This is a genomic window from Nonomuraea sp. NPDC049750 (genome assembly GCF_040659625.1).
Lineage (GTDB): Bacteria > Actinomycetota > Actinomycetes > Streptosporangiales > Streptosporangiaceae > Nonomuraea.
This window is the reverse complement of the sequence record NZ_JBFANB010000042.1, coordinates 1-12836: the sequence shown is the minus strand read 5'-3', so window position 1 is coordinate 12836 and position 12836 is coordinate 1. Positions and strand designations below refer to the sequence as shown.

The 12836-nt window shown below is 69.5% G+C and carries 15 protein-coding genes, 1 tRNA gene and 1 pseudogene; 7 read left to right on the top strand and 10 right to left on the bottom strand.

What is annotated here, in order from left to right; all coding sequences use genetic code 11:
* The first annotated feature begins 62 nt into the window (after positions 1 to 62).
* The 3 genes and pseudogenes from AB0J16_RS53435 to AB0J16_RS53425 form a co-directional block, all read left to right on the top strand.
* Positions 63 to 890, top strand: coding sequence for a trypsin-like serine protease (locus AB0J16_RS53435; protein ID WP_358555079.1), 828 nt, complete (start codon positions 63 to 65; stop codon positions 888 to 890).
* Between the two features lie 131 nt (positions 891 to 1021).
* A complete protein-coding gene (locus AB0J16_RS53430; RefSeq protein WP_358555076.1) occupies positions 1022 to 1597 on the top strand; it encodes a dihydrofolate reductase family protein in 576 nt (191 codons plus the stop codon).
* Positions 1598 to 1754: 157 nt separating this feature from the next.
* A pseudogene (locus AB0J16_RS53425) lies at positions 1755 to 1895 on the top strand (ISL3 family transposase); the annotation flags it as partial.
* An 821-nt stretch (positions 1896 to 2716) separates the two neighbouring features.
* On the opposite strand, the gene AB0J16_RS53420 reads toward AB0J16_RS53425, so the two are convergent.
* Positions 2717 to 2789, bottom strand: a tRNA-Ala gene (locus AB0J16_RS53420).
* Positions 2790 to 2865: 76 nt separating this feature from the next.
* On the opposite strand from AB0J16_RS53420, the gene sigJ reads away from it, so the two are divergent.
* Entirely contained in the window at positions 2866 to 3759 is an 894-nt protein-coding gene (gene sigJ / locus AB0J16_RS53415; protein WP_358555073.1) for an RNA polymerase sigma factor SigJ, read from the top strand.
* Positions 3760 to 3766: 7 nt separating this feature from the next.
* Here sigJ and AB0J16_RS53410 read toward each other — a convergent pair whose 3' ends face one another.
* Positions 3767 to 4297 (bottom strand): Clp protease N-terminal domain-containing protein, encoded by a 531-nt coding sequence (locus tag AB0J16_RS53410; protein ID WP_358555070.1) that lies wholly within the window; start codon positions 4295 to 4297, stop codon positions 3767 to 3769.
* Positions 4298 to 4301: 4 nt separating this feature from the next.
* Positions 4302 to 4517 (bottom strand): helix-turn-helix domain-containing protein, encoded by a 216-nt coding sequence (locus AB0J16_RS53405; protein WP_357648152.1) that lies wholly within the window; start codon positions 4515 to 4517, stop codon positions 4302 to 4304.
* 81 nt (positions 4518 to 4598) lie between these two features.
* On the opposite strand from AB0J16_RS53405, the gene AB0J16_RS53400 reads away from it, so the two are divergent.
* On the top strand, positions 4599 to 5336 hold the full coding sequence (locus AB0J16_RS53400) for a dienelactone hydrolase family protein (protein WP_358555067.1): 738 nt from the start codon (positions 4599 to 4601) through the stop codon (positions 5334 to 5336).
* Positions 5337 to 5339: 3 nt separating this feature from the next.
* Here AB0J16_RS53400 and AB0J16_RS53395 read toward each other — a convergent pair whose 3' ends face one another.
* The 6 genes from AB0J16_RS53395 to AB0J16_RS53370 all read right to left on the bottom strand — a co-directional run bounded on the left by AB0J16_RS53395 (position 5340) and on the right by AB0J16_RS53370 (position 9685).
* Positions 5340 to 6161: a metal-dependent hydrolase gene (locus tag AB0J16_RS53395; RefSeq protein WP_358555064.1), complete on the bottom strand. Its 822-nt coding sequence runs from the start codon at positions 6159 to 6161 to the stop codon at positions 5340 to 5342.
* A complete protein-coding gene (locus AB0J16_RS53390) occupies positions 6158 to 7405 on the bottom strand; it encodes an MFS transporter (RefSeq protein ID WP_358555061.1) in 1248 nt (415 codons plus the stop codon). Before AB0J16_RS53390 ends, AB0J16_RS53395 begins: the two co-directional genes overlap by 4 nt.
* A 124-nt stretch (positions 7406 to 7529) precedes the next feature.
* Positions 7530 to 8216 (bottom strand): SRPBCC family protein, encoded by a 687-nt coding sequence (locus AB0J16_RS53385; RefSeq protein ID WP_358555058.1) that lies wholly within the window; start codon positions 8214 to 8216, stop codon positions 7530 to 7532.
* Positions 8217 to 8245: 29 nt separating this feature from the next.
* Positions 8246 to 8626: a hypothetical protein gene (locus tag AB0J16_RS53380; RefSeq protein WP_357939863.1), complete on the bottom strand. Its 381-nt coding sequence runs from the start codon at positions 8624 to 8626 to the stop codon at positions 8246 to 8248.
* Positions 8623 to 8985 (bottom strand): hypothetical protein, encoded by a 363-nt coding sequence (locus tag AB0J16_RS53375; RefSeq protein WP_358555055.1) that lies wholly within the window; start codon positions 8983 to 8985, stop codon positions 8623 to 8625. The genes AB0J16_RS53380 and AB0J16_RS53375 overlap by 4 nt, the downstream gene beginning before the upstream one ends.
* A gap of 10 nt (positions 8986 to 8995) precedes the next feature.
* Entirely contained in the window at positions 8996 to 9685 is a 690-nt protein-coding gene (locus tag AB0J16_RS53370) for a TetR/AcrR family transcriptional regulator (RefSeq protein ID WP_358555052.1), read from the bottom strand.
* A 54-nt stretch (positions 9686 to 9739) separates the two neighbouring features.
* Between AB0J16_RS53370 and AB0J16_RS53365 the strand changes: the two genes are divergently transcribed.
* Both AB0J16_RS53365 and AB0J16_RS53360 read left to right on the top strand, forming a co-directional pair.
* Positions 9740 to 11095: a DHA2 family efflux MFS transporter permease subunit gene (locus AB0J16_RS53365; RefSeq protein WP_358555049.1), complete on the top strand. Its 1356-nt coding sequence runs from the start codon at positions 9740 to 9742 to the stop codon at positions 11093 to 11095.
* Positions 11065 to 11559 (top strand): DUF523 domain-containing protein, encoded by a 495-nt coding sequence (locus AB0J16_RS53360; protein WP_358555047.1) that lies wholly within the window; start codon positions 11065 to 11067, stop codon positions 11557 to 11559. Before AB0J16_RS53365 ends, AB0J16_RS53360 begins: the two co-directional genes overlap by 31 nt.
* A gap of 33 nt (positions 11560 to 11592) precedes the next feature.
* Here the strand turns inward: AB0J16_RS53360 and AB0J16_RS53355 are convergent, their stop codons facing one another.
* Complete coding sequence (locus AB0J16_RS53355; RefSeq protein WP_358555044.1) at positions 11593 to 12834, bottom strand: transposase; 1242 nt, start codon at positions 12832 to 12834, stop codon at positions 11593 to 11595.
* Positions 12835 to 12836: the final 2 nt, after the last annotated feature.

Below are 12836 nucleotides of genomic sequence, written 5' to 3'. Positions count from 1 at the left end.
ACCCAGGTAAATTTTTTGCGCGGTATTCCATGCGGAGGCTATGTTCCGCCTACACTCCTCAGATGCGTTACGTCCCTTTTGTCCTAGTTTTTGCTGCCACGATCGCTTATTCCGCCACGCCCGCGGCAGCCATCACCAACGGCTCGGACGACGGTGACGCCCATCCGGAAGTAGGGGCCCTCGTCGCCGAGAAGCCGCACTCCGACGGTACCTGGGCGTACTGCACCGGCACCCTCGTCTCGCCGACGGTCTTCCTCACCGCCGCGCACTGCGGGGAGCGGAATCAGAAGACGGCCCAGGTCTCCTTCTCCCATCACTACACGCGCGGCGACCAGCTCTACGCCGGCCGGTACATCCCCGACCCCCGATTCTCGACGGACTCGGATCTGCACGACATGGCAGTCGTCGTCTTCGACAAGCCCGTCACGGGCATCCGCCCGGCCCAGTTGCCGGAGGTGGGCATGCTCGACCGCCTCAAGGCGGACGGCAAGCTGAAGTCCACACATTTCACCCCCGTCGGGTACGGCGCCCTCTCCCCGGCCAAGGGAGGCCACGGCTCCCAGGCCAAGGGAGGGCACGGCGAGCAGTGGCATTACACCGACACTCGCCGCCAAGCGTCCATCTCCTTCGAGAACCTGTCCGCCAAATGGCTGGACCTGTCCCTGACTTCCCATGGGGACGGCAGCACCTGCTTCGGCGACTCAGGCGGCCCGAACTTCCTGGGCGGCCCCGACTCGCATCTCCTCGTGGCCACGTCGATCAGCGGGGCGGACGACGCCTGCAAGGGAACCAACTACGACTACCGCCTGGACAAGCCGTCAGCCCGGCAGTTCCTCGGCAAGTACGTTCCTCTTCCCGAAGCCGCCGGCGCCTCCGCTGACCCCCGGTAGTCCCCCTGGATGAGCCCGGAAAGTTTTTGCAGGAAAATCCGGGAGGTGTGTCGGATCGGGGCGGTGGTGTTCGTAGCAGGGGTGAGGCCGCCACAAGGCGGCCGCGGCCAGCTTCCCGCAAGGAGACACCCATGACTGCCACGTACACCTTCGACATCTTCTCCACGCTCGACGGCTTCGCCAACCACAGCGGCGACTGGGGCGGCTACTGGGGCAAGCAGGGCCCCGAATTGCTCGCCCATCGCGCCGCCGCCTACCGCGACCCGCTGCGCATGGTGCTCGGGGCCAAGACCTACTCCTCGAACGCGCCGTTCCTTGACGCGGGCTTCGACCGCAGCCTGTTCGACGCGTGGATCACGCGCATGTTCGACTCCCCGGTCACGGTGCTCTCCAGCCGGCTGACCGAGCCGCTGGATTGGCCGGGCACGACCATCGAGTCCGGCGACCCTGTCGAGGTGGTCACGCGCCTCAAGGCCGAATCCGATGTGCCGCTGCGTTCCCACGGCAGCCTGACGCTCAACCGGGCACTGCTGAACGCCGGCCTGATCGACGCCATCGAGGTGACGGTCTTCCCCGTGATCTCCGGGACGACCGGCGTGGACCGGATCTTCGACGGCGCGGACGACTTCGACCTCGAACTGCTCGAAGCCCGGACCTTCGACGGCCACACACAGGTGCTGACCTACCGGCCGACCCGACACGGTTGATCGGCGACGGGGCGTCGTTGACCCAGGCCGGGCACGTTAATCACTCAGGTCCGATTGGCGCCGGTGGCGAAGTGACGTCGCCGCATGGAACCGGCCACGCTGGATGAGTTGATCGAGTTCTGGGCGCTTCTGGATGAGGATCGATCGCTGGTGCTGGTCGCAGGGCGCGACCGCACTGGGGTTCCGCCTGGAACACCTACGCGGCTCCGCCCCGGGCTTCCGCAATCTCACCGGCTACGTCGCCTGGTCACTGCTCGAGACCGACGGATTCAGACCCCAGTCATACCCTCGATCATGAAGAGCCGGTAAACCACGACCACCTGATCAGGGCTGAAGCCCAGCGCCTTGATCACGTCGATGTGCCGGAGCCCCGGACTACCGCGCCGCTGATCACATTGCCATCAGAACCGCGACCACCAGCCCGCGGGGATGCGGACGCGGTGCGCCGGGTACCGGTGCGGGGCGGACGCGAGGGTGGTGTCCCACCCAATGGTGGATCAACGATCTCATTGTGCGTTTCCTACGTGGGCGAACAGGGCTGAGCGGGTGAGAAGCTACACCGCCCTGCGGGAAGTCATCCTAGGACCCGTGAAGCCGCTCTGGCCGGAGAAGGCCCCAACGCGGGGAAACGGCGTCCCGGCGCCCATACGGGCGAACGTAGTCACGCGATCAACAGAGATGACATCCCGCAGAGCGGTGCGGTTTCTCGGCCACTCAGCCCTGACCGTCCTCGCAGAAGCCATACAACGAAATCGTGGATCCACCACTCAGCGGCGGACGCCATCTCGACAAGATGCGGCTTTCCAGATGGTCACAGCAATGAGATCCCGCCGTGGCAAGCAGGCGAAGCGCCTAAATAAGACCGCCCGAGCGAAGCGAAGGCCCTACAGGGGTCGGGACCAGGCCCGACTGAAAGAAAACGCCTGAAGCCCCCAAGCGCGAAGCGCCAAAGAGGCGAAGCCGATTAGGAACCAAAAAGAAAACAGCCCGGAGCGAAGCGAAGGCCGATTGGCCCGACGCTGGGGGTCCGGGGGTTATCCCCCGGGGTAAACAACGAGGAGGCCAGGGGGAAGCGAAGCCCCCGTAGGGGGCAAGCGACCATACAACCCCGCCGACGAGTGGAGCTATGGGGATTCGAACCCCAGACCCCCTCCATGCCATGGAGGTGCGCTACCAGCTGCGCTATAGCCCCTTGGTGCGATCTCAGTGTATAGGAATCCTGGTGTGGGTGTGTCACACACGATCCCCCGTGATACGTCTTAAGTCTCATGTCGACCTTCGAAGACCACCGCAGCCTGCTGACCGGCGTCGCGTACCGGATCCTGGGCAGCGTGGCCGATGCCGAGGACGTGGTGCAGGAGGCGTGGCTGCGCTGGTCCGGCGTGGATGAGACGATCGTCGCCGATCCCAAGGCGTACCTGGTCAGGATCACGTCGCGGCTGGCCATCGACCGGCTGCGGTGGGCGAAGTCGCGGCGCGAGTCGTACGTCGGCCCGTGGCTGCCCGAGCCCATCAGCACCGCGCCCGACGTGGCGGAGCACGCGGAGCTGGCCGATTCCGTCGAGTTCGCGCTGCTCGTGGTGCTCGAAACGCTCTCGCCGCTGGAGCGGGCGGTGTTCGTGCTGCGGGAGGCGTTCGATCTGCCGTTCTCGGAGATCGCCGAGGTGATCGGCCGGGCCGAGCCCGCCACGCGGCAGCTGGCCAGGCGCGCCCGCGATCACGTACAGGAGAAGCGGCCCCGCTTCGATGTGGACCGCGGCGAGCGGCGGCGCATCACCGAACGCTTCATCCGCGCCTCCACCAGCGGTGACCTGGACGGGTTGATCGAGTTGCTGTCCACCGACGTGACGTTGGTGAGCGACGGCGGCGGCAAGGCCCGGTCCCCGCTGCGCGCCCTGACCGGCGCCGCGAACGTGACGCGCTTCCTGACGTCTATCGCCACCCCCGACGGCATCGCCAAGTTCATGGCCTCGATCGGCGCGAGCGACTTGGTCACCCTGTCGTACGACCTGGCGAACGTGAACGGCGCACCCGCCATAGTCGCCTCGGCCGCGGGCCGGGTCGTCACCGTCATGTCCCTGCTGGTCACGGACGGCAAGATCGACACGATCTACCTCATCGCGAACCCAGACAAGATCACCCACCTCGACGCCCCGGCCTGACGCAGCGCTACGCAGTCCGGGCCATCGGTATTCCCGCCTCCTCCACCAGCGCCCGCAGATCCACCCCGCCGTCCCGCAGAATCCGCCCCACTCCGTTCGAGCAATCGGCCAACAACCCCCAAAGCAGCCGCTCCCCCGTCACCGCCCCCGGCCGCCACATCGCCACCTCCACCGCCTTCCGCGCGTGCATGGCCAGCGGTACCGCCCCCAACGGCCCGTACAGGGTCACCCGCAGCGGCTTGAGCCGCGACCGCGTCAGTCTCCACCGCGCGGGGTCGGCGGTCCCCTCCCTGGTACGGCGGTGCACGGCGTCGAGGTCGATCCCCAGAGTGGCGAGCAGTTCACGGGTGTCACCGAGATCCACCTGCCCCCGTACGTCCTCAGCCGTTACGGTGAACCGCTCCAGCGAGAAGGGCCGGACCTCGGCCAGGGCGAGCAGCAGGAGGTCAGGGGTGAGCGCCGCACGCCCCGCGTCGAGGGCCAGCGTCCCGGCCCTGATCAGCGTGCGGCGGGCGGGGTTGGTGAATCTGGCGAGCATGTGGCTACCTTCCGACTCGGCGGGCGTGCTTGCGGTGCGCGGACTGCCGCCTGACCCCGAGGGCGTCGGCGATCTGCTCCCAGGACCACCCCTGGTCCCGGGCGTTGGACACGTGCGTGGCCTCAAGCTCCTCCAGCAGGGCTCTCAGGGCGGCCACGGCCGCCAGACCCACGCCGGGATCGCGATCGGTGGCCGCCTCGGCCAGCTCGTTGACCTTCATGGTGTCAGCATGCGCTGACAAGCATCCGCTTGTCAACACATGCTGACACGCCTATCGGCCGAGTGGTAATTTCGCCCCATCATGTGCTACGACGACGATGCGAAACCACCCGCCCTCACCACCCCCATCACCGGCACGAGCGCCTCCGACATAAGGCTGACCTCGGCCGACGGCACCATGTTCGCCGCCTATGAGGCCCGTCCCGACGACGTCCGCGGGCCGGGCGTGGTCATCCTCCCCGACCTACGCGGCCTGCACGACTTCTACCAGCAACTCGCCGTACGGCTGGCGGAGCAGGGTCACCCGGCCATCGCCATCGACTACTACGGCAGGACCGCCACCGACGACGAGCGGGGCGAGGACTTCCCCTTCATGGAGCACGTCTCCAAGCTCGGCAGGGAGACCATCCAGGACGACATCATGGCCGCGGCCGAGCGGCTGGGCAGGCCGGCGGTGGCGCTCGGGTTCTGCGCGGGCGGGCGCAACGCGTTCCTCGCGTCGGCGCCGCGCTTCGGGCTGGCGGGCGTGATCGGCTTCTACGGCGCGCCGGGCATCGTGGGCCCGTACGGTCCCGGGCCGACGCAGCACGCGGCCGAACTGGGCGCGCCGATCCTGGGCCTGTTCGGGGGCGCCGACGAAAAGATCACCGGTGAGCAGGTGAGCGAGTTCGGCGCGGCGCTGACCGAGGCGGGGGTGGCGCACGAACTGGTCACGTACCCGGGCGCTCCGCACGGCTTCTTCGACGCCACCGCCGCCGAGCACGAGGAGGCCTGCGCCGACGCCTGGCAGCGGGTGCTCGCCTTCCTCAGAGACAAGTAGTCCTCAGAGACAGGTAGTACGCATGATCAGCGCGGCATCCTGAAGATCCAGCTCGACCGTGACGACCCCGAGCTCCGCCGTACCCCGGACATGCGTCCCCCCGCACGGGATCGACGTCTCCCCTTCCGGCAGCGCGCAGTGCCACGTACGGCGGGCCGTCAGCCCGGGTCCCGGCACGTCGAGCCAGACCGCCGCGTCGGCCGCGACCCATGCCTTGAGCCGGTCGTTCACCTCCGAGGCGACCTGCGAGAGGTCCAGCCCCTCGGCGGAGAACCCCTTCTTACGCAGGGACTTGCCGAGCCGGTAGACGTCCTCGCTGCCGAAGGGGGAGATTCGCGACGAGGTGATCGCGCTCTGGTCGAAGTCCGGGTGGCCGAGCCCGTCGGGCGCCGCGGGCTTGCGCCAGTGCCCGGCCAGGGCGGCGTTCAGGGCGAGCGCGGCCAGGTGGCAGGCGGTGTGCCCGGCCGACAGGGCCGCCCGGTGGCCGGGGTCCACCTCCAGCGCGACCTCGGCCCCCACGGGCAGCGGGCTCTCGGTCACGTGGACGACCAGCCAGGCCCAGCCCTCGGTGCCCCGGCGTACCGGGATGTCGGCGCCGAGGAAGATCTCGCCGGTGCCCGACTGGGCCCCCGTGACGCAGTCGGCCACCGGCAGCCCGCCGATCGTGCCCCGGTCGGCGGGCTGGTCCGGCCAGGTGTGATCGAGCGGGTGGAACGGTGTTTCGGCGACGACGAGACCGTGCCGGCCCCCCGCCGGCACGACCTCGACGATTTCCGAGCGGCCACTGACATGACCGTCGGGGAAGGTGACGACTGTCGAGTTCATCCGCCTATTCTGGCAGGGACGAGCTTGCTCACCGGCAGGGACTCGTCCTCGAGATACCGGTTACGTCCCGCGTACAGGCCGGTGAGCAGCTGCACGACCAGCACCGCGAACATCAGCGCGTACGGCAGCGTCCACCCGCCGGTCATCTGGTGCAGCACCCCCACGAGCAGCGGCCCCGCACCCGCGATCAGGTAGCCGGCGCTCTGCCCGAACGCCGACAGCGCGGCGGTGGTCTCCGGCGTGCGCGTACGCAGGGCGAGCATCATCAGCGCCAGCGGGAAGGACCCCATGCCGATCGCCACGAACGTCACCCAGACCGCCGCCGTCGAGATCGGCGCGAGCCACAACCCGGCGAACCCGATGGCGTAGCAGGCGACGAGCCCGACGACGACCGGCCGCTGGTCGCGGAAGCGGGAGGCGAGGACGGGCACCAGGATCGAGACCGGGATGCTCAACGCGGTGAACACGCCGAGCAGGAGCCCGGCCTGGCCGGTGGTGTAGCCGCCGTCGGTGAGGATGGTGGCGAGCCAGCCGAACATGATGTAAGCGATCATGGACTGGGTGCCGAAGTAGATCGCGACCATCCAGGCCAGCTTGCTCCTGACGAGCCGGCGGATGCCCGCGTCCTCCTGGCCGATGCGCCGTTCCGGCTCACTGCGCAGGAGCGCAAGCCACGGAATGACGGCGACGGCGGCCAGGGCCGCCCACACGCCGAGCGCGATGTGCCAGTCACCTGACGCGCGCTCGATCGGTACGGTGGCCGCGGCGGCGAGCATGGTGCCGACGGCCAGCGCCACGGTGTAGACGGTGGTCATGATCCCGGTACGACCCGGGAAGTGACGCTTGATCAGCGTCGGGATGAGCACGTTGCCGACGGCCCCGCCCGACAGCGCGATCGCGCTGCTCAGCAGGAACACCGGCGCGGAGCCGACCAGCGAGCGCACGAGCAGGCCCACGCCGAGCGTGACGAGCGCGAGCAGCAGCAGCCGGTGCTCGCCGACGCGCCTGGCCAGCGTGGGCGTGACCGCGCCGACCGTCGCGAAGGCCAGCACGGGCAGCGTGGTGAGCAGGCCGGTGCCGACGCTCGACATGCCGAGCGCGCCGGCGAGCTGGTCGAGCAGCGGGCCCACGCTGGTGACGGCGGTACGCAGGTTGAGCGCCGCGAGGACGATTCCCAGCACGAGGAGCCAGACAAGGGATCTGCCTTTGGACTCTTGGTCGGTCTCTTGGGCGAGCACGCTCATGCGGGGACGGTCCTCCACTCATCAAGTCATGGGATGAATCGTCATGTTAACAGGCCCGAAACCCGCATTTATTCCTAAACATGGCAAACCCCCCGAGAACACCCGGGGGGTTGCGCTAGAGCCATCACAGGATGGGGCGCGGCTCCTGCGGCGGCTCGTCACGGGGAGGCACCGGGCCGGGCGGCGGGCTCGGCACGGGGCCGGGCGGCGGAAGCGTGGCGCCGCCGGGGAACTCGCCGCCGCCGCCGATGGTGCCGGGCGGCATCGGGCGATCACCACCGCCGGGCGGCGTCGGCCGGTCTCCGGTCACGGGCGGTACCGGCTGGTCGCCCTGGTCGTAGCCGGAGCCGCTCTGGTGCGGCCCGGGCACGTCGCCGCGCCAGCCGCCGGTCTCGCCGCCGCGCGACTCGATGAACGACTTGAAGCGTTCCATGTCGTTCCTGATGCGCAGGCGGACGATCTGCAGCCAGTCGCCGACCGTCTCGACGAAGCCCTCAGGGTCGTACTCCATCTGGAGCGTGACCTTGGTCGTGTTCGGGTCGAGGTGGTGGAAGGTCACCACGCCCGCCTGGTGCGGCCGGTCGGCCGACCGCCAGGCGATCCGCTCGTCCGGGTGCTGCTCGGTGATGTCGGCCTCGAACTCGCGCTTGACTCCCGCGATCTCGGTGACCCAGGCCGTACGTGTGTCGCTGAGCTGCTTGACTGATTCGACACCCTCCATGAACTCGGGGAAGCTCTCGAACTGCGTCCATTGGTTGTATGCCACCCTGACGGGGACCTGGACATCTACGGAGTGCTCGATCGTGCTCATGAGGGGCCCCTGCCCGAGCCCTCGGCCCGTTAACGCCTGCGCAGCAGCCAGTAGAGGCCGACGAACGGCAGGACCAGCGGGATGAACAGGTAACCCTTCCCGTAGACCGACCAGACCGTTGCCTCCGGGAAAGCGGCCGGATCGAGGACGCTGGCCGTGCCGATGAGCAACACGCCCGCCAACTCGACACCCAGTGCCGCCAGCGCGAGGGTGCGCGCGCCACGGGCCAGCGCGACGGTGAGCAGGATGTAGACCAGCGCGGCGAGCGCCGACAACGTGTAGGCCAGCGGCGCCTCGCCGAACTTGGTGAGGATCTGCACCGTGGCCCGCGCGCCCGCGGCGAGCGCGAAGAGCCCGTAGACGGCCACGAGCGCCCGGCCCGGCCCGCTGCCGATCGCCGGTCCGCTCATGGGAGGCCCTGCCAGATCTGTAGCAGCCGGCCCGTCATCACCGCGATCGCGAACCCGGCCACGACCAGGATCGCCGGCCCCCACCGGCTCCGCTCGGCCAGCGCGAGGAAGACGCCCGCCGGCGGGATGACCGCCTGCCCGGCGAGGTAGCCGTAGAGCGTGCCCTTCTCGGCGGGGCCCTGGCCGCCGACCACCGCGGCGATCACGATGCCCGCCTGGACCAGCACCGCCACCTCCAGCACGGTGAACCCGACCAGCAGGATCATGCCCATGGACCGGTTGCGGATCGCGGCGATCAGGCTCGCCAGGGCGAGCAGCAGCGAGCCGACGATCACGATCGTGGCGACGGTGGTGTTCATCGAGAAAAGGCTATCGCTCGGGTAGGTCGCCCTCGATTCCGTCCAGCAGCCAGTTGAGACCCCGCTCGTAGGTGTCGTCGGCGCCCGCCACTCCGCCCTCGATCAGCGGCGCGAGCCGGGGGAACGCGCCGCTCGCGACCAGCTCCCGCATGTAGGGCTCGGCGAGGGCGCTCCGCTCGGCGTCGCTGACCCCCATCCGGCGGGGCGCGGCGCGTTCCAGCGACTCGCGGACGATGAAGCCCAGCGAGTAGTCGTCGATCGCGGCCAGGATCCGCCACTTGGCCGGCTGGTCGACCGCCAGCCCGTCGAGCGCGGCCAGCGACTGCTCGACATGGCGCAGGCCGTTGGGGCCGACGGAGACGCGCTGGGAGACCAGGTCGACCCGCCACGGGTGCCGGAGCACCATCTCCCGCTCGCGCCGGGCGATGGTCAGGATCGCCTCGCGCCAGTCCTCCGGCAGCGGCTCGTCGACCAGCACCTCCGCGGCGATCTCGTCGGCCATCAGGTCGAGCAGGTCTTCCTTGCGCTCGATGTAGGAGTAAAGGGTCATCGTGCGGGCGCCCAGCTCGGTGGCCACGCGCCGGATCGAGACGGCCCCCAGCCCTTCAGCGTCGGCGATCGTGATCGCGGCGGCCACGATCGCCTCCCGGGTCAGCGCGGGGCGTCGCTGCGGCGCGGGCCGCGACCAGACGGAACTCACGAGCCCAGTCTAAGCGGGGCGATACGTCGTACGAGAAGTGTTACGGTGTACGGCATGCGATACAGCGTACGAGATCCCCTCAAGATGACCGGCCTGGTGGTCCTGCTGGGCGTGATCATGACGATTCTCGACACGACGATCATGAATGTGGCGGTCAACGTCCTGGCCCGCGACTTCCACACGACGCTCGCCACCATGCAGTGGGTGATCACCGGCTACCTGCTGGCCCTGTCCATGACCATCCCGATCACCGGCTGGGCTGTCGGCCGGTTCGGCACGAAGGCGGTCTGGCTGACCTCGCTGGTGCTGTTCGCCGGCGGCTCCGCCCTGAGCGCCGCGGCCTGGTCGGTGGGTGCCCTGATCGCCTTCCGCGCGGTCCAGGGGCTGGGCGGCGGCCTGCTCATGCCGGTCGGCCAGGCGATGATCGCCCAGGTCGCGGGCCAGGACCGGATGGGCCGGGCGATGGCCATGATCTCGGTGCCCGCGATGCTGGCCCCGGTGCTCGGGCCCGTGCTCGGCGGCGTGATCGTGCGCGACCTCGACTGGCGCTGGCTGTTCCTGGTGAACCTGCCCGTCTGCGTCATCGCCCTGGTGGCCGCGATCAAGCTGCTGCCCGGTGGGCAGCCGACCGGCGGCAGCCGCCTCGACGTGCTCGGCCTGGCGCTGCTCTCCCCCGGCCTGGCCGCGCTGGTGTTCGGCCTGTCGGAGGTGGGCAACGGCGCCTCGCTCGCCCATCCGGCGCTGTGGGGCGGGCTCGCGCTGGTGGCGGTGTTCGCGGTGCGGGCGGTGCGGACGCCGGGCGGGCTGCTCGACCTGCGGCTGTTCGGCGACCGTACGTTCGCGGCCGCCGTGGTCGCGCTGATCTGCTACTCGGCGGCGCTGTTCGGCGTGACCGTGCTCGTCCCCCTCTACAGCCAGCTCGCCAAGGGCGGCGACGCGCTGGACGCGGGGCTGCTGCTGGCGCCGATGGGCCTGGGCGCCGCCCTGACCATGCCGATCGCCGGCAAGCTCACCGACCGGAGCGGGCCGCGCGGGGTCGGCGCGGCGGGCGTGGTGCTGGCGACGCTCGGCGTGCTGGGGTTCGTGCTGTTCGGCGAGGTGGTCCCGATGTTCGTGCTGGGCCTCGGGCATGGGCTGGTCGCGCCGTCCGTGGCCGCCGCCGCGTTCAAGACGCTCGACCGGGCCGCCATGCCCGCCGCCTCGACGCTGAGCAACATCTCGGTACGGCTGGCGTCGTCGTTCGGCGTGGCGCTGCTGGCCGTACTCCTGCAGCTGTTCACCAGGGCGGGCGTCGCCGAGCCGTTCACCTACGCGTTCGGTTGCGCGATCGCGCTGGCCGCTGTCTCGCTGGTGCCGATCGCGCTCCTAAAATCGTCGGTATGGAGAGAGTCCTCGTCAGCGCCTGCCTGATGGGCCGGCGGGTGCGCTATGACGGCGGCGCCAAGACCAGCGCCGACGCCCGGCTCGCCGCCTGGCGTGAGGAGGGCCGTCTGGTGCCGTTCTGCCCCGAGGTGGAGGGCGGGCTGCCGACCCCCCGCCCGGCCGCCGAGATCGAGGGCGGGGTCAGCGGCGCGGCCGTGCTCTCGGGAGCCGCCCGCGTGCTCACCGCCGACGGGTCCGACGTCACGGCCGAGTTCCTGGCGGGCGCGCAGTCGGCGCTCGCCGTCGCCCGCTCCTTCGGCGTCCGGGTGGCGGTGCTGAAAGAGGGCAGCCCCTCGTGCGGCTCGCTGACCGTCTACGACGGCACGTTCCGGGGCCGCCGGACGCCCGGCCAGGGCGTCACCACGGCGCTGCTGGAGCTCAACGGGATCCGCGTCTTCACCGAGGACCACATCGCCGAGGCCGACGCCTACCTGCGCACTCTCGACACTTGACGCGCTCCCCGGGATGGATCCTGAGGATTCCGCCTATGCCGCATTGGCATTTCGGTGGCTTCCTGCTTCTTCGGCCGTGCCCTGTGCCTGGCGCTTGCGCGCTGGGCGTGGGGTCTTACCTGCCTCCACAGGCGTTTGGGGTCTCCGCTTCCCGCCCATCTCAGGGTCGGGTTTCCGTCCAGCGGCGACCTGCCGCCTCCCGGCGGCCAAGATGTTGATCGCGGCATTCACATCCCGGTCATGGCTCACGCCACAGGCGCACACCCACTCCCGCACGCTCAGCGGCATCACCTGCGCCAGGTTCCCGCACGCCGAGCAGAGCTTGGAGGAAGGATGGAAACGGTCAATCCGGGCGAAGGTGCGACCGTAGAGTTTCGCCTTGTACTCCAGCATGCCCACGAACGCCGACCAGCCCGCATCGTGCACGCTCTTGGCCAGCCGCGTGCGGGCCAGTCCCTTGACCGCCAGATCCTCCACATAGATCGCTTGGTTCTCGCGAACTATCCGCATAGAGGTCTGATGGTGGAACTCCCGGCGCGCATCAGCGACCTTCGCATGCTGCTTGGCGACCTTCATCCGGGCCTTGACCCGGTTCGCCGACCCCTTCTCCTTACGCGACAGCACCTTCTGAAGGCGCTTGAGTTTCTTCTCCGCCCGGCGCAGAAACCGGGGCGAGTCGATCTTCCGGCCATCGGCCAGCACCGCAAAATGCGACAACCCCAGATCGATACCGGTCTCAGCCTCGATGCGAGGCAATGGCCGTTCGGCGACGACGACCACGAACGAGGCGAAGTACCGGCCCGCCGCATCCTTGATCACCGTCACGCTCGACGGATCGGACGGCAGACGGCGTGACCAGCGCACCGCGATGTCACCGATTTTCGGCAGGGACAGCTTCCCGTCTGCCGTGATCGTGAACCGGGCGTTCCTGGTGAACCGGATCGCCTGCCGGCTGTCCCGTCGAGAGCGGAACCGAGGCGGCGCCATCTTCGGCCCCTTGCGCTTGCCGCTCACACTGGCGAAGAAGTTGCGGTAGGCCACGCAGGCGTCGGCCAGGGCCTGCTGGAGCACCACCGCCGACACCTCACCCAGCCATGCCCGATCGGGACGTTGTTTGGCCTGGGTGATGACCTGCTTGGACAGCTCGCCATCGATGATGAACGGCAGCCCTTCGGCGTGGGCGTGGCGGCGCAGCGCAACCGCGTCGTTGTACACCACCCGCGCACACCCGAACGCCCGCGCCAGCGCGATGCACTGGCCGGGGGTGGGGTCCAGGC

Bases quoted from the DNA above. Each gene is read 5' to 3' on its own strand.
- AB0J16_RS53380 (WP_357939863.1), bottom strand. From the start codon at position 8,626: ATGAGCGGACCGGCGATCGGCAGCGGGCCGGGCCGGGCGCTCGTGGCC.
- AB0J16_RS53395 (WP_358555064.1), bottom strand. From the start codon at position 6,161: ATGAACTCGACAGTCGTCACCTTCCCCGACGGTCATGTCAGTGGCCGC.
- AB0J16_RS53410 (WP_358555070.1), bottom strand. From the start codon at position 4,297: ATGCTCGCCAGATTCACCAACCCCGCCCGCCGCACGCTGATCAGGGCC.
- AB0J16_RS53385 (WP_358555058.1), bottom strand. From the start codon at position 8,216: ATGAGCACGATCGAGCACTCCGTAGATGTCCAGGTCCCCGTCAGGGTG.
- AB0J16_RS53405 (WP_357648152.1), bottom strand. From the start codon at position 4,517: ATGAAGGTCAACGAGCTGGCCGAGGCGGCCACCGATCGCGATCCCGGC.
- AB0J16_RS53430 (WP_358555076.1), top strand. From the start codon at position 1,022: ATGACTGCCACGTACACCTTCGACATCTTCTCCACGCTCGACGGCTTC.
- AB0J16_RS53365 (WP_358555049.1), top strand. From the start codon at position 9,740: ATGCGATACAGCGTACGAGATCCCCTCAAGATGACCGGCCTGGTGGTC.
- AB0J16_RS53390 (WP_358555061.1), bottom strand. From the start codon at position 7,405: ATGAGCGTGCTCGCCCAAGAGACCGACCAAGAGTCCAAAGGCAGATCC.
- AB0J16_RS53375 (WP_358555055.1), bottom strand. From the start codon at position 8,985: ATGAACACCACCGTCGCCACGATCGTGATCGTCGGCTCGCTGCTGCTC.
- AB0J16_RS53435 (WP_358555079.1), top strand. From the start codon at position 63: ATGCGTTACGTCCCTTTTGTCCTAGTTTTTGCTGCCACGATCGCTTAT.
- AB0J16_RS53360 (WP_358555047.1), top strand. From the start codon at position 11,065: ATGGAGAGAGTCCTCGTCAGCGCCTGCCTGATGGGCCGGCGGGTGCGC.
- sigJ (WP_358555073.1), top strand. From the start codon at position 2,866: ATGTCGACCTTCGAAGACCACCGCAGCCTGCTGACCGGCGTCGCGTAC.
- AB0J16_RS53400 (WP_358555067.1), top strand. From the start codon at position 4,599: ATGTGCTACGACGACGATGCGAAACCACCCGCCCTCACCACCCCCATC.